Origin of the sequence: Streptomyces sp. NPDC000348, from assembly GCF_042898795.1 — a bacterium.
Taxonomy (GTDB): Bacteria; Actinomycetota; Actinomycetes; order Streptomycetales; family Streptomycetaceae; genus Streptomyces.
This window is the reverse complement of the sequence record NZ_JBIAZD010000016.1, coordinates 24,129-39,059: the sequence shown is the minus strand read 5'-3', so window position 1 is coordinate 39,059 and position 14,931 is coordinate 24,129. Positions and strand designations below refer to the sequence as shown.

General features: G+C 70.3%; 14 protein-coding genes. 12 read left to right on the top strand and 2 right to left on the bottom strand.

Annotated features, from left to right (window positions below; genetic code table 11):
- Window positions 1-94: 94 nt before the first annotated feature.
- The gene (locus ACFY3N_RS27015) at window positions 95-601 is read right to left on the bottom strand and encodes a GNAT family N-acetyltransferase (protein WP_390819335.1); all 507 of its coding nucleotides are present in this window, start codon (window positions 599-601) and stop codon (window positions 95-97) included.
- Between the two features lie 97 nt (window positions 602-698).
- On the opposite strand from ACFY3N_RS27015, the gene ACFY3N_RS27010 reads away from it, so the two are divergent.
- The gene (locus tag ACFY3N_RS27010) at window positions 699-1,982 is read left to right on the top strand and encodes a geranylgeranyl reductase family protein (protein WP_390819334.1); all 1,284 of its coding nucleotides are present in this window, start codon (window positions 699-701) and stop codon (window positions 1,980-1,982) included.
- A 291-nt stretch (window positions 1,983-2,273) separates the two neighbouring features.
- On the opposite strand, the gene ACFY3N_RS27005 is transcribed toward ACFY3N_RS27010, so the two are convergent.
- Complete coding sequence (locus ACFY3N_RS27005; RefSeq protein ID WP_390819333.1) at window positions 2,274-3,116, bottom strand: C40 family peptidase; 843 nt, start codon at window positions 3,114-3,116, stop codon at window positions 2,274-2,276.
- 915 nt (window positions 3,117-4,031) lie between these two features.
- On the opposite strand from ACFY3N_RS27005, the gene ACFY3N_RS27000 reads away from it, so the two are divergent.
- From ACFY3N_RS27000 to nuoK, 11 genes are read left to right on the top strand one after another with little or no spacing between them, the layout of a single operon-like run.
- Window positions 4,032-4,391, top strand: coding sequence for an NADH-quinone oxidoreductase subunit A (locus ACFY3N_RS27000; protein WP_003974383.1), 360 nt, complete (start codon window positions 4,032-4,034; stop codon window positions 4,389-4,391).
- Window positions 4,392-4,404: 13 nt separating this feature from the next.
- Entirely contained in the window at window positions 4,405-4,959 is a 555-nt protein-coding gene (locus tag ACFY3N_RS26995) for an NADH-quinone oxidoreductase subunit B family protein (protein WP_010041554.1), read from the top strand.
- Complete coding sequence (locus ACFY3N_RS26990; RefSeq protein ID WP_390819332.1) at window positions 4,956-5,699, top strand: NADH-quinone oxidoreductase subunit C; 744 nt, start codon at window positions 4,956-4,958, stop codon at window positions 5,697-5,699. The genes ACFY3N_RS26995 and ACFY3N_RS26990 overlap by 4 nt, the downstream gene beginning before the upstream one ends.
- Window positions 5,696-7,027, top strand: coding sequence for an NADH-quinone oxidoreductase subunit D (locus tag ACFY3N_RS26985; protein ID WP_390819331.1), 1,332 nt, complete (start codon window positions 5,696-5,698; stop codon window positions 7,025-7,027). The genes ACFY3N_RS26990 and ACFY3N_RS26985 overlap by 4 nt, the downstream gene beginning before the upstream one ends.
- Window positions 7,024-7,893, top strand: a complete 870-nt coding sequence (nuoE, locus tag ACFY3N_RS26980) for an NADH-quinone oxidoreductase subunit NuoE (protein WP_390819330.1) — start codon at window positions 7,024-7,026, stop codon at window positions 7,891-7,893. The genes ACFY3N_RS26985 and nuoE overlap by 4 nt, the downstream gene beginning before the upstream one ends.
- Window positions 7,893-9,242, top strand: coding sequence for an NADH-quinone oxidoreductase subunit NuoF (gene nuoF, locus ACFY3N_RS26975; RefSeq protein WP_390819329.1), 1,350 nt, complete (start codon window positions 7,893-7,895; stop codon window positions 9,240-9,242). The genes nuoE and nuoF overlap by 1 nt, the downstream gene beginning before the upstream one ends.
- A complete protein-coding gene (locus ACFY3N_RS26970; RefSeq protein WP_390819328.1) occupies window positions 9,239-11,767 on the top strand; it encodes an NADH-quinone oxidoreductase subunit G in 2,529 nt (842 codons plus the stop codon). The genes nuoF and ACFY3N_RS26970 overlap by 4 nt, the downstream gene beginning before the upstream one ends.
- A complete protein-coding gene (gene nuoH, locus ACFY3N_RS26965) occupies window positions 11,764-13,140 on the top strand; it encodes an NADH-quinone oxidoreductase subunit NuoH (protein WP_390819327.1) in 1,377 nt (458 codons plus the stop codon). The genes ACFY3N_RS26970 and nuoH overlap by 4 nt, the downstream gene beginning before the upstream one ends.
- Window positions 13,133-13,774 (top strand): NADH-quinone oxidoreductase subunit NuoI, encoded by a 642-nt coding sequence (nuoI, locus tag ACFY3N_RS26960; protein ID WP_390819326.1) that lies wholly within the window; start codon window positions 13,133-13,135, stop codon window positions 13,772-13,774. Before nuoH ends, nuoI begins: the two co-directional genes overlap by 8 nt.
- The gene (locus tag ACFY3N_RS26955; RefSeq protein WP_390819325.1) at window positions 13,771-14,628 is read left to right on the top strand and encodes an NADH-quinone oxidoreductase subunit J; all 858 of its coding nucleotides are present in this window, start codon (window positions 13,771-13,773) and stop codon (window positions 14,626-14,628) included. The genes nuoI and ACFY3N_RS26955 overlap by 4 nt, the downstream gene beginning before the upstream one ends.
- Window positions 14,625-14,924 (top strand): NADH-quinone oxidoreductase subunit NuoK, encoded by a 300-nt coding sequence (gene nuoK, locus ACFY3N_RS26950; protein WP_003974374.1) that lies wholly within the window; start codon window positions 14,625-14,627, stop codon window positions 14,922-14,924. Before ACFY3N_RS26955 ends, nuoK begins: the two co-directional genes overlap by 4 nt.
- The last annotated feature ends 7 nt before the right edge of the window (window positions 14,925-14,931 follow it).

Sequence of the window (14,931 nt, the reverse complement as noted above, 5' to 3'; positions counted from 1 at the left end):
TACCGGCAGAGTAGACCCGGTGCCGGGCCCGCCGGAAGCACCAAGTGGCTTTCCGTGACAATTGATTACTCAGAGTGGCGTTCGGGTGTCGGGGTCACAGGTCCAGCCGGTAGCAGTGGGCCTCCCGCGGGTCGGACGGGATCGTGAACGTCTCGGCGAGACGCATCCCGAGCCGCCGGGTGACCGCTATGGAACGGGTGTTGCGGGCGTCCACCATCGCCACCACGCCTGTCAGGCCCGCCGCCGTCACCCGCTCCAGTGTCTGCCGGGCCGCCGCGGTGACGTACCCCTTGCCCCAGTGCTCCCGCGCGAGCCGCCAGCCGATCTCGATCTCGCCCGTGGGGCCCCAGTCGCGCTCCCACGGCTGGGCGCCGGTGAAGCCGATGACCCGGCCGGACCCGTCGAGCATGCTCCACAGGCAGAAGCCGAGTTGGGCGTCGTGCCGGCGCTGGCGGGCGGTGAGCTCCTCGTAGACCGACAGCTCCGCCGAGGTGCCGCCGTGGAATTCCATGACGTCCGGGTCGTCGAAGATCCGGTGCCAGGCGAAGGCGTCCTCGTGGGTGGGGACGCGCAGCCGTACAGCGGGGAGAGCTCGGTTCACGGGGCAGCCCTTCAGCCGGGTGATCACTCGTGCTGAATAGACTGCCCGTGTCCAGTGCCGGTCGGCACGCAGATTTCGAACTTGGGGAGATCCCGCCGTGACCGAGCCCCTCTCCGACAACACCGCCGATGTGATCGTCGTGGGCGCGGGGCCAGCCGGCTCCACCACCGCCTACCACCTGGCCCGGTCCGGACTCGACGTGCTCCTGCTGGAGAAGACCGAGTTCCCGCGCGAGAAGGTCTGCGGCGACGGCCTCACCCCGCGCGCCGTGAAGCAGCTGGTGTCGATGGGCATCGACATCTCCGAGGAGGCCGGCTGGCTGCGCAACAAGGGCCTGCGCATCATCGGCGGCGGGGTCCGCCTCCAGCTGGACTGGCCGGACCTCGCCTCCTTCCCCGACTACGGCCTGGTCCGCAGGCGCGACGACTTCGACGAGCAGCTCGCCCGGCAGGCCCAGAAGGCGGGCGCCCGGCTGTACGAGCGCTGCAACGTGAGCGGGCCGGTCGTCGACGACCGCACCGGGCGCATCACCGGGGTGAGGGCCAGGCTCGGCGAGGACAAGCAGGAGGTCACCTTCCACGCCCCGCTGGTGGTGGCCGCCGACGGCAACTCCACCCGGCTCTCCCTGGCGATGGGCCTGCACCGCCGCGAGGACCGCCCGATGGGCGTCGCGGTCCGTACGTACTTCACCTCGCCCCGGCACGACGACGACTACCTGGAGTCCTGGCTGGAGCTGTGGGACCGCCGCGGCCCGCAGGACCGTCTGCTGCCCGGCTACGGCTGGATCTTCGGCATGGGCGACGGGACGAGCAACGTCGGCCTCGGCGTGCTCAACACCTCGGACGCCTTCAAGGAGCTGGACTGGCGCGAGGTCCTCAAGGCCTGGTGCGCGTCCATGCCGGAGGACTGGGGCTACACCCCGGACAACATGACCGGCCCGATCCGCGGCGCCGCGCTCCCCATGGCCTTCAACCGCCAGCCGCACTACACGCGCGGGCTGCTGCTGGTCGGCGACGCGGGCGGTCTGGTGAACCCCTTCAACGGCGAGGGCATCGCCTACGCCATGGAGTCCGGGCAGATCGCCGCCGACGTGATCGTCCAGGCCCACGCGCGGGCCACCCCGGCCCAGCGGGAGATCGCGCTCCAGCGCTACCCGCGCGTGCTGAAGGACACCTACGGCGGCTACTACACGCTCGGCCGGGCCTTCGTGAAGCTCATCGGCAACCCGAAGGTCATGCAGATCGCCGCCCAGCGCGGACTGACCCACCCGATGCTGATGAGGTTCACCCTGAAGCTGCTCGCCAACCTGACGGACCCGACGGGCGGCGACGCGATGGACCGCATCATCAACGGGCTGAGCAAGGTGGCGCCGAAGGCGTGACCGCCGTCCGGGACGGGTGAGCGGGCGCCCGCGGGGCGTGAAGGCGTGAACGGCGCCGTGGGCGGCCGGGGTCCGGAGGGCGGACTCCGGCCGTCGGCGTCCGTGCCGGGGCGCCGTGAGGGGCCGTCGCGGGGCCGTACGGCGTCCGGCCGGTGCGCACCGGCACCGTCAATCCGCCCGGACGGAGGGACAATTGGGGCAATCGGGTGATCTTGCCCCGGTGTGCGGGAACGGCGGAGGGCCGCTGCCCCCCGAGCGGCAGCGGCCCTTCGATCCCTGACGGGGCGCGGCTCAGAGCACGCGCACCGCACCCGACGCGGGGTAGCCGGAGAGGTCCTGGATGACGACGCCCTTGGAGGGGTTGGCGGCGTCCAGGTACTGGCCGCCCCCGATGTAGACACCCACGTGGTACGCGGAACCCTTGCCGCCCCAGTAGAGGATGTCGCCGACCTGGAGGTTGGACAGCGAGACGTCGGTGCCGGCCATCGACTGGTCCTGCGAGACGCGCGGCAGGTCGACGCCGACCTGCTTGAACGCGGCCTGCACCAGGCTGGAGCAGTCCCAGGCGTTGGGGCCCGAGGCGCCCATGACGTAGGCGTCGCCCACCTGCGCCTTGAGGAAGGCGATGACCGTCGCGACGCTGCCGCCGGCGGGCGCCGAGGCGGTCGTGGCGGAGGCGGTCGTGGCGGTGGTGGTGAGGGCGGGGCGCTCGGCGCTGCGGGCGGCGCGCTCGGCGGCGGCCTTGCGGGCCTCCTCGGCGGCCTTCTTCTTCGCCTCGGCCTTCTTCTTGGCCACGGCGAGGTCGGCCTTGGCCTCCTTGGCGGCCTCCTCCGCGGCCGCGTCACGCTCGGCCTGCAGCTGGTAGTTCGCGGCGGCCTGCTGGGTGGCGTCCGCGGACTGGGCGACCTGAGCGGCCAGGTCGGCCGTCAGGGTGGGCAGCTCGAGGGTCTGCGTCACCGGCTCGGCGGCGTTCGCCGAACCCGACGCCCCGGCCACTGCCAGGGTGCTGAGGACGCCACCGGCAACTCCGGCCCGCATCGCGATCGTGGACGGCGCGGTACGGCGGGGCTTCCGGTGGCTGCGTATGGGAGCGGTGTGGGACATGGGAACAACCGGTACCAGGCGCTGCTTCATATCTTCAAGAAACGTGTGCTGCGCCACAGTTGTTCAACCGGGGCTCCGAATCCCGGGCGTGTCGCTTTTTATTGACGCCCTAACGGACATTGCGGACGCTCGTGATCAGCCCGTGATCACGCACTTTCATCGTTACGTCCGAATTGCCCTCGACTTACCACTGGTTGGACTGGTTGGCCAACCCCTCCTCTCATGCACCTCTCATGAATGTGGCGGAGGTCACGGAACGATTACCCGCGCGGTCGCGTCGGGGAGCGCCGGCCGCGCCCCGATCGGCCGCTGGGGCCGACGTCGGCGCCGACGGTCGGAGCGAGGACCGGATCGACGGCCGGAGCGAGGACCGGATCGACGGCCGGAGCGAGGACCGGATCGACGGCCGGAGCGAGGGTCGGACCGACGGCCGGAGTGGGAGCCGGACCGGTGATCGGGTGGGCATCGGACCGGCGGCCGGAGTGATGGCCGGATCGCGTCGCCGGGACTTCGTGAACGCGTGCACACGTCCACATCCCGCCCCCGGTCCCCTCTGACGTGTGAACGCGCCTCTATCAAGAGATCGGGTCCAGCACCAATTTGCATGCGTGGGAACTCTCTTGATATGGAGACGGGCCCCGTGAGCTGCGCTGACGAGGGAAAATGTCACCTTTGGTGATCGACTGGATGCTTGGCGTGTGAAGATCACCGCTCATCCGACTTCATGATCGTTCGTCAGGTGGTGGAGATCACAAAGGTTGTGCAATACCCCGTGTCGCAGATCACAGACCCACAGGCATAAGATGCGGAGCGGTTGGGCTTGTGACCTGCTTCACATGTTCTCGATCTTCGCCGGGGCGGGCGTGGTTCGTGGGGCTGTTGAGGCCGGATCGGCCCGCTGCACATCCGCCAGCAGTCAGTGCCGACTGAGAGGAGCGAGGAGCGGTGAACGCGTATGCGCCCATCCTCGTACTGGGAGCCCTCGGGGCAGGCTTTGCGATCTTCTCCGTGGTCATGGCCACGCTGATCGGTCCGAAGCGGTACAACCGCGCCAAGCTCGAGGCCTACGAGTGCGGTATCGAACCGACCCCCACGCCGGCCGGCGGCGGGCGCTTCCCCATCAAGTACTACCTGACGGCGATGCTCTTCATCATCTTCGATATCGAGATCGTCTTCCTCTACCCCTGGGCCGTCACCTTCGACGCCCTGGGGATCTTCGGGCTCGTGGAGATGCTGCTCTTCGTGCTCACCGTCTTCGTCGCGTACGCGTACGTATGGCGGCGCGGCGGCCTGGAATGGGACTGAGGGGCCTTTAGTCATGGGACTCGAAGAAAAGCTGCCGAGCGGATTCCTGCTGACCACCGTCGAGCAGGCCGCGGGCTGGGTGCGCAAGTCGTCCGTCTTCCCCGCCACGTTCGGCCTCGCCTGCTGTGCCATCGAGATGATGACCACCGGCGCCGGACGCTACGACCTGGCGCGCTTCGGCATGGAGGTCTTCCGCGGCTCACCGCGGCAGGCGGACCTCATGATCGTCGCCGGGCGGGTCAGCCAGAAGATGGCGCCGGTGCTGCGGCAGGTCTACGACCAGATGCCGAACCCCAAGTGGGTGATCTCCATGGGGGTCTGCGCCTCCTCGGGCGGCATGTTCAACAACTACGCGATCGTGCAGGGCGTCGACCACATCGTCCCGGTCGACATCTACCTCCCCGGCTGCCCGCCCCGCCCCGAGATGCTGATGGACGCCATCCTCAAGCTCCACCAGAAGATCCAGACCTCCAAGCTCGGCGTGAACGCCGAGGAGGCGGCCCGCGAGGCGGAGGAGGCGGCGCTCAAGGCCCTGCCCACGATCGAGATGAAGGGGCTGCTGCGATGAGCGACGCGAACGGGTCGAACGGGGTCAACCCCGAGAAGGACCTGTCCGCCGAGAACCTCCCCGGCCAGCGCGGCCGGGGCGGCGAGGAGATCCGCGTCCAGCGCGGCATGTTCGGCGCCGCGGGCGGCGGCGACACCTCGGGCTACGGCGGACTGGTCCGCTCGGTCCGGCTCCCGGGACCGGCGGCCCGCCCCTACGGCGGGTGGTTCGACGAGGTCGCCGACGAACTCGAGGGCGCGCTGGAGGAGCAGGACCTGCTCCCGGAGAACGCCATCGAGAAGACGGTCGTCGACCGCGGCGAACTCACCTTCCACATCGAGCGCGAGCACCTGGTCCGCGTGGCGAGGACCCTGCGCGACGACCCCGCCCTGCGCTTCGAACTGTGCACCGGCGTCAGCGGCGTGCACTACCCGAACGACAAGGGCCGTGAGCTGCACGCCGTCTACCACCTGCGCTCGATCACCCACAACCGGCTGATCCGCCTGGAAGTCAGCGCCCCCGACAGCGACCCGCACATCCCGTCGCTGTTCTCCGTCTACCCGACGAACGACTGGCACGAGCGCGAGACGTACGACTTCTTCGGCATCGTCTTCGACGGTCACCCGGCCCTCACGCGGATCATGATGCCGGACGACTGGCAGGGCCACCCGCAGCGCAAGGACTACCCCCTCGGCGGCATCCCCGTCGAGTACAAGGGCGCCCAGATCCCGGCTCCGGACCAGCGGAGGTCGTACTCATGAGCACGTCGCACGCATCCGCCGCCTCGGCACGCGAGACCACCGAGGGAACCGTCTACACCGTCACCGGCGGGGACTGGGACGAGGTCGTCGAGACCGCGGCCCGAGCCGACGACGAGCGCATCGTCGTCAACATGGGTCCGCAGCACCCGTCCACCCACGGGGTGCTCCGCCTGATCCTGGAGATCGACGGCGAGACGGTCACCGAGGCCCGCTGCGGCATCGGCTACCTCCACACCGGCATCGAGAAGAACCTCGAGTACCGGACGTGGACCCAGGGCACCACGTTCGTGACGCGCATGGACTACCTGACGCCGTTCTTCAACGAGACGGCCTACTGCCTCGCGGTCGAGAAGCTCCTCGGCATCGAGGACCAGGTACCCGACCGCGCCTCGGTCATCCGCGTGCTCCTGATGGAGCTGAACCGGCTCTCCTCCCACCTGGTGTGCATCGCCACCGGCGGCATGGAACTCGGCGCCACCACGATCATGATCTACGGATTCCGGGATCGTGAACTCATTCTCGACATCTACGAGCTCATCACCGGGCTCCGCATGAACCACGCCTACATCCGCCCCGGCGGACTCGCCCAGGACCTGCCGCCCGGCGCGGTGGACCAGATCCGCGCGTTCGTGAAGAAGATGAGGAAGAACCTCCCGGAGTACGACAAGCTCGCCACCGGGAACCCCATCTTCAAGGCCCGCATGCAGGACGTCGGCTACCTCGACCTGGCCGGCTGCATGGCCCTCGGCGCCACCGGCCCGATCCTGCGCTCCACCGGCCTGCCGCACGACCTGCGCAAGGCACAGCCCTACTGCGGATACGAGACCTACGACTTCGAGATCCCGACCGCCGACACCTGTGACTCCTACGGCCGCTTCCTGATCCGGCTGGAGGAGATGCGCCAGTCGCTGCACATCATCGAGCAGTGCCTGGACCGGCTCCAGCCCGGACCGGTCATGGTCGCCGACAAGAAGATCGCCTGGCCCGCCCAGCTCGCCCTGGGACCGGACGGACTGGGCAACTCCCTCGACCACATCAAGAAGATCATGGGCACCTCCATGGAGGCCCTGATCCACCACTTCAAGCTGGTCACCGAGGGCTTCCGGGTACCGCCGGGACAGGCGTACACGGCGGTCGAGTCGCCCAAGGGCGAGCTCGGGGTGCACGTCGTCTCCGACGGCGGCACCCGCCCCCACCGGGTCCACTTCCGGGACCCGTCCTTCACCAACCTGCAGGCCATGGCGGCGATGTGCGAGGGCGGCCAGGTCGCCGACGTCATCGTCGCCGTCGCGTCCATCGACCCCGTGATGGGAGGCGTCGACCGGTGACCACCTCTTCTTCCGAGCGGTCCGAGCGGGGCGTCGGCCTGGGCATGCCCGAACTGCCCGCCCCCGCCTACCCGGACGACGTCCGGGCCCGGCTGGAGACCGACGCGCGCGAGATCATCGCCCGCTACCCGGACTCCCGGTCCGCCCTCCTGCCGCTGCTGCACCTCGTGCAGTCGGAGGAGGGACACGTCACGCGCACCGGGATGCGGTTCTGCGCGGACGTGCTCGGCCTGACCACCGCGGAGGTGACCGCGGTCGCCACCTTCTACACCATGTACCGGCGCCGGCCGAGCGGTGACTACCAGGTCGGGGTGTGCACCAACACCCTGTGCGCCGTCATGGGCGGCGACGCGATCTTCGAGGAGCTCCAGGAGCACCTGGGCGTCGGCAACGGCGGGACCACCGACGACGGCAAGGTCACCCTGGAGCACATCGAGTGCAACGCGGCCTGCGACTTCGCGCCCGTGGTGATGGTGAACTGGGAGTTCTTCGACAACCAGACCCCCGAGAGCGCCAAGCGCATGGTCGACGACCTGCGCGCCGGCCGTCCGGTCGCGCCCACCCGCGGGGCGCCCCTGTGCACGTTCAAGGAGACCGCCCGCATCCTGGCCGGCTTCCCCGACACGCGCGAGGGGGCCGTCGAGGCCACCGGAAGCGCCGGACCCGCCTCCCTGATCGGCCTGAAGCTGGCCAAGGGGGAGGCCGCACCCGCGCGGGTGGTGCACCCGCGCGGCGAGGCGCCCCGGGACACCCCGCCGCACGAGCCGTCACCGACGGAGCACCTCAGCTCGCACGACGCGCCGCAGGACACATCGGCCTCCGACCCCTCCCACCCGGCGGGGCCCGTCGCCGAGGAGGGGGAGTGATGACCTTGGCACCCGAACTCAAGGACACGGGCCCGGAGAAGCTGCTCGCACCCGTGCTGTCGGCCTTCTGGGACGAGGACGCGTCCTGGACGCTCGACGTCTACCGGAGGCACGAGGGGTACGAGGGGCTGCGCAAGGCGCTCGCCATGTCACCGGACGACGTCATCGCGTACGTCAAGGAGTCCGGTCTGCGCGGGCGCGGCGGCGCCGGATTCCCGACGGGAATGAAGTGGCAGTTCATTCCCCAGGGGGACGGCAAGCCGCACTACCTCGTCGTCAACGCCGACGAGTCGGAGCCCGGGACGTGCAAGGACATCCCGCTCCTCTTCGCGAACCCGCACAGCCTCATCGAGGGCATCGTCATCGCCTGTTACGCGATCAGGTCCTCGCACGCCTTCATCTATCTGCGGGGTGAGGTCGTCCCCGTGCTGCGGCGGCTGCACGAGGCCGTGCGCGAGGCCCACGCGGCCGGCTTCCTCGGCGAGAACATCCTGGGCAGCGGACTCGACCTCCGGCTCACCGTGCACGCGGGCGCGGGCGCGTACATCTGCGGTGAGGAGACCGCACTGCTCGACTCGCTCGAAGGCCGCCGGGGCCAACCGCGGCTCCGTCCCCCCTTCCCCGCCGTCGCGGGCCTCTACGCGTGCCCGACCGTGGTGAACAACGTCGAGTCGATCGCGTCGGTTCCCGCCATCATGAACCGGGGCAAGGAGTGGTTCCGCTCGATGGGCAGCGAGAAGTCCCCCGGCTTCACGCTCTACTCCCTCAGCGGCCACGTCGCGAACCCCGGACAGTACGAGGCGCCCCTCGGCATCACGCTGCGCCAGCTGCTGGAGATGAGCGGCGGGATGCGCCCGGGCCACCGGCTGAAGTTCTGGACGCCGGGCGGTTCCTCGACGCCGATGTTCACCGACGAGCACCTCGACGTCCCCCTCGACTACGAGGGCGTGGGCGCCGCGGGTTCCATGCTCGGCACGAAGGCCCTGCAGTGCTTCGACGAGACGACCTGCGTCGTCCGCGCCGTCACCCGCTGGACCGAGTTCTACGCCCACGAGTCCTGCGGCAAGTGCACGCCCTGCCGCGAGGGGACGTACTGGCTGGTCCAGCTGATGCGGGACATCGAGGCCGGCAAGGGGCGGATGGCCGACCTCGACAAGCTGAACGACATCGCCGACAACATCAACGGCAAGTCCTTCTGCGCCCTGGGCGACGGCGCCGCCTCACCGATCTTCTCCTCGCTCAAGTACTTCCGCGAGGAGTACGAGCAGCACATCACGGGCCGGGGCTGCCCCTTCGACCCGGCCAGGTCCACGGCCTGGGCCGACCACCGTACGGAGGTGAACGCATGACCGTTCAGCAGTCCGCAAGCGGCTCCGCCGCGGGCGAGCGCTCCTCCGGCGGAGGAGAGGCCGCGGTCCCGCCCGAGGACCTCGTGACGCTGACCATCGACGGCGCCGGGATCAGCGTGCCCAAGGGCACCCTGGTCATCCGGGCCGCCGAACGGCTCGGCATCGAGATCCCCCGGTTCTGCGACCACCCGCTCCTCGATCCGGCGGGCGCCTGCCGCCAGTGCATCGTCGAGGTCGAGGGCCAGCGCAAGCCCATGGCGTCCTGCACCATCACCTGCACCGACGGGATGGTGGTGAAGACCCAGCTCTCCTCGCCGGTCGCGGAGAAGGCCCAGAAGGGTGTGATGGAGCTGCTGCTCATCAACCACCCGCTGGACTGCCCGGTCTGCGACAAGGGCGGCGAGTGCCCGCTGCAGAACCAGGCGATGTCGCACGGCAACGCCGAGTCCCGCTTCGAGGGCAGGAAGCGCACCTACGAGAAGCCCGTCCCGATCTCCACGCAGGTGCTCCTCGACCGCGAGCGGTGCGTGCTGTGCGCCCGCTGCACCCGGTTCTCCCAGCAGGTCGCCGGCGACCCGATGATCGAGCTGATCGAGCGGGGCGCGCTCCAGCAGGTCGGCACCGGCGAGGGCGACCCCTTCGAGTCGTACTTCTCCGGCAACACCATCCAGATCTGCCCGGTCGGCGCGCTCACCTCGGCGGCGTACCGGTTCCGTTCCCGCCCCTTCGACCTGATCTCGTCGCCGTCGGTGTGCGAGCACTGCTCCGGCGGCTGCGCCACCCGCACCGACCACCGGCGCGGCAAGGTCATGCGGCGGCTCGCCGCCAACGACCCCGAGGTCAACGAGGAGTGGATTTGCGACAAGGGGCGCTTCGCGTTCCGGTACGCGCAGCTGAGGGACCGCCTCGACACGCCCCTCGTGCGCAACCCGGAGGGCGAGCTGGAACCGGCGTCCTGGCCGGACGCGCTGCAGATCGCGGCGCAGGGCCTGCTGGCCTCGCGTGGCCGCACCGGTGTCCTGACCGGCGGCCGGCTCACCGTCGAGGACGCCTACGCGTACAGCAAGTTCGCGCGGGTGGCGCTCGCCACCAACGACATCGACTTCCGCGCGCGCGTGCACAGCGCCGAGGAGGCCGACTTCCTCGCCGCGCGGGTCGCGGGACGCGGCCGTGACCTCGACAGCACGGGCGTCACGTACACCTCTCTGGAGAAGGCGCCCGCGGTCCTGCTGGTCGGGTTCGAGTCCGAGGAGGAGGCGCCCGGCGTCTTCCTGCGGCTGCGCAAGGCCTGGCGCAAGCACGGACAGAAGACCTTCGCCCTGGCCACGCACGCCACGCGGGGGCTCGAGAAGGCCGGCGGCACACTGCTGCCGGCGGCTCCCGGCACCGAGACCGAGTGGCTGGACGCCCTGGCGAGCGGCGTCGGCCTGGAGGACGACGGGGCCGCGGCCGCCGAGGCGCTGCGGGGCGAGGGCGCGGTCATCGTCGTGGGCGAGCGGCTGGCGGCCGTACGGGGCGGCCTCACCGCGGCCGTCCGGTTCGCCGCCGCGACCGGCGCCCGGCTGGTGTGGATCCCGCGCCGGGCCGGGGAGCGCGGCGCCGTGGAGGCGGGCGCGCTCCCGGCGCTGCTGCCCGGCGGCCGCCCGTCGACCGACCCGCGCGCACGCGCGGAGGTCGCCGCCCTCTGGGGTGTGGCCGAGCTGCCCCACCGCTACGGCCGCGACACCGGACAGATCGTCGAGGCGGCGGCGCGCGGTGAGCTCCAGGCGCTGCTGGTCGCGGGCGTGGAGGTCGCCGACCTGCCCGACCCGGCACGCGCGCGGGCCGCGCTCGCCGAGGCCGGGTTCGTGGTGTCGCTGGAGCTGCGGCCCAGCGAGGTCACCGCGCTCGCCGACGTCGTCCTGCCGGTCGCCGCGGTCGCCGAGAAGGCCGGCACCTTCCTCAACTGGGAAGGCAGGGTCCGCATGTTCGAGGCGGCGCTCAAGCCCGACCAGATGACCCGGCGGCTCGCGCCCACCGACGCGCGCGTGCTGCAGATGCTGGCCGACGCCATGGACGTCCACCTGGGGCTGCCGGACCTGCGCACGATCCGCGCGGAGCTCGGCCGGCTCGGCACCTGGGACGGCCCCGGGGCCACCGACCCGATGGAGACCGCGGGCGCGCTGCCCCGGCCGGCCGCCGGGGAGGCCGTGCTCGCCGGGCACCGGCTGCTGCTCGACGAGGGCCTCCTGCAACTCGGCGACGAGGCGCTCGCCGGCACCCGGCACGCCGCCCGCGCGCGCGTGTCGGCCGCCACGGCCGCCGAGGCCGGGGTCAAGGACGGCGACCTGCTCGCGGTGACCGCCGGCGCGGGAACGGTCGAGCTGCCCCTGGCCGTCACCGAGATGCCCGACCGCGTGGTGTGGCTCCCGCTGAACTCCGTCGGCGGCGGCGTCGCCTCCGGCACCGGGGCGCTGCCCGGCTCGCTCGTCCGTATCGGCCCGGCGGCGCCCGCCGACGAGACCCCCGAGGAGGTGGAGGCATGAGCCCGTACCTCGCCGCTGAAGACCTCTCGATGTTCGGCCGCGACCCCTGGTGGCTGGTCGTCGTCAAGGCGGTGTTCTGCTTCGCCTTCCTGATGGTGACCGTGCTGATCTCCATCGTCATGGAGCGCAAGGTCGTCGCCTGGATGCAGCTGCGCATCGGCCCCAACCGGCACGGCCCCTGGGGCATGCTCCAGTCGCTCGCCGACGGCGTGAAGCTGATGCTCAAGGAGGACGTCGTCGTCAAACGCGCGGACAAGGCCGTCTACGTCCTCGCGCCGATCGTCGCGGCCATCCCCGCCTTCATGGCGTTCGCGGTGATCCCCTTCGGCCCGGCCGGCAACGAGGTCTCGGTCTTCGGCCAGCGCACCACCATGCAGCTGACCGACCTGCCGATCGCGATGCTGTACATCCTCGCGGTCGCCTCGGTCGGCATCTACGGCATCGTCCTGGCGGGCTGGAGCTCCGGCTCCACCTATCCGCTGCTGGGCGGTCTGCGCTCCTGCGCGCAGATGATCTCGTACGAGATCGCCATGGGCGCCGCGTTCGCCTCCGTGTTCCTGTACTCGGGGTCGATGTCGACGTCGACGATCGTCGAGGCGCAGACCGACCGCTGGTACGTCCTGCTGCTGCCGGTCTCCTTCCTCATCTACATCGTGACGATGGTCGGCGAGACCAACCGCGCCCCGTTCGACATGCCGGAGTCCGAGGGCGACCTGGTCGGCGGCTTCAACACCGAGTACTCGTCGATCAAGTTCGCGATGTTCATGCTCGCCGAGTACATCAACATGGTGACCGTCTCGGCCGTCGCCGTGACCCTCTTCCTGGGCGGCTGGCGGGCCCCGTGGCCGGTCAGCACGTTCTGGGAGGGCGCGAACCACGGCTGGTGGCCGATGCTCTGGTTCACCGGCAAGCTGCTGACCCTGCTGTTCTGTTTCGTCTGGCTGCGCGGCACGCTCCCGCGCGTCCGCTACGACCAGCTGATGAAGCTCGGCTGGAAGGTCCTCATCCCGGTGTCCCTGGTGTGGCTGATGCTCGTCGCCACCGTGCGGGCGCTGCGGAACGAGAACTACGACTTCGCCGACATCGCCCTCTACATCGGCGGTGCCGTCCTCGTCCTCCTGCTGCTGTCCTTCGTCGCCGACCTGTTCCGCGGCAAGGGGAAGGAGGCCGGCCGGCCCGCCGAGGGCCCACCCGCCTTCGACCCCATGGGCGGCGGGTTCCCCGTACCGCCGCTGCCGGGACAGGAGCTGCCGCCGGTGCCGCGACGCCGTCCGCGCCGTGAGCGGGAGCTGATTGTCAGTGGTGCACCCGATACTCAGAGTGACGAATCTCCGGTCGGATCCAAGGATGGAAAGGAGGCGTCCGATGGCTGAGGAGCCCAAGGAGACCGAGCCCGGTTTCCTGAACCCCGTGGCCGGCTTCGGTGTGACCTTCAAGGCCATGTTCAAGAAGCGGCTGACCGAGCAGTACCCGGAGCAGCAGAAGACCACCGCTCCGCGTTTCCACGGACGGCACCAGCTCAACCGCCATCCGGACGGCCTGGAGAAGTGCGTCGGCTGCGAGCTGTGCGCCTGGGCCTGCCCCGCCGACGCGATCTACGTCGAGGGCGCGGACAACACCGAGGAGGAGCGCTACTCGCCCGGCGAGCGGTACGGCCGCGTCTACCAGATCAACTACGCCCGCTGCATCCTGTGCGGGCTGTGCATCGAGGCGTGCCCCACCCGCGCGCTGACGATGACCAACGAGTTCGAGCTGGCGGACTCCAGCCGCGCCAACCTCATCTACACCAAGGAGCAGCTGCTCGCCGGTCTGGAGGAGGGCATGGTCGACTCCCCGCACGCCATGTACCCGGGCACGGACGAACAGGACTACTACCGGGGCCTGGTGACCGAGGCCGCGCCCGGTACGGAGCGGCAGGTCGCCCACGGCAAGGGCGAGGTCGTGCAGGAGGCGGCCTCGACCTTCGGCGCGGAGGAACCGGCGTCGGAGAAGGTGATCGGGCGATGACCGGGCAGCTCGCCGCCGCGGCGACTCTCTCTGCCGGCACCTCCACCGGAGAGGCCGTCCAGTTCTGGATCCTCGGCACGGTCGCCGTGATCGGCGCCCTGTGCACCGTCTTCATGCGGCGGGCCGTGCACAGCGCGCTCTGCCTCGCCGGCACCATGATCGTCCTGGCGGTGTTCTACCTGGCCAACGGCGCCTACTTCCTGGGCGTCGTCCAGATCGTCGTCTACACCGGCGCGATCATGATGCTGTTCCTGTTCGTGGTGATGCTGGTCGGCGTCACCGCGGCGGACTCCCTGAAGGAGACCATCAAGGGCCAGCGCCGGCTGGCCCTGCTGTGCGGGCTCGGCTTCGGCGTCCTGCTGGTCGGCGGGATCGGGAACGCCTCGCTCAGCGAGTTCAACGGCATCGGCGAGGCGAACGCGGGCGGCAACGTGGAGGGCCTCGCGGCCCTCCTCTTCACCAAGTACGTCTTCGCCTTCGAGATCACCGGCGCCCTGCTCATCACGGCCGCCGTCGGCGCCATGGTGCTCACCCACCGCGAGCGCACCGAGCGCGCCAGGACCCAGCGGGAACTGGCCGAGCAGCGCGTGCGCGAGGGCACGTACCTGCCGCCCCTCCCGGCGCCCGGCGTGTACGCCCGGCACAACGCCGTGGACATCGCGGGCCTGCTGCCCGACGGCACCCCGTCGGACCTCACCGTCAGCAAGACGCTGCGGGAGCGCGGCCAGGTCCGTGACGTGTCGCAGGAGGCGATCAACGACCTGCGGGCGATGGAGCAGCGCGCCCAGGATCGTCTGGAGCGCACCGCGATCGACGCGCCGACCTTCAAGCGGGCCGAGGAGGCGTCGAAGTGAACCCCGTCAACTACCTGTACCTGGCCGCGCTGCTGTTCACGATCGGCGCCACCGGCGTACTGATCAGGCGCAACGCGATCGTCGTCTTCATGTGCATCGAGCTCATGCTCAACGCCTGCAACCTCGCGTTCGTCGCCTTCTCCCGGATGCACGGCAACCTCGACGGCCAGATCATCGCCTTCTTCACGATGGTCGTCGCCGCCGCGGAGGTCGTGGTCGGACTGGCGATCATCGTGTCCCTGTTCCGTTCCCGCCACTCGGCCTCGGTCGACGACGCCAGCCTGATGAAGCTGTGAGGGGCTG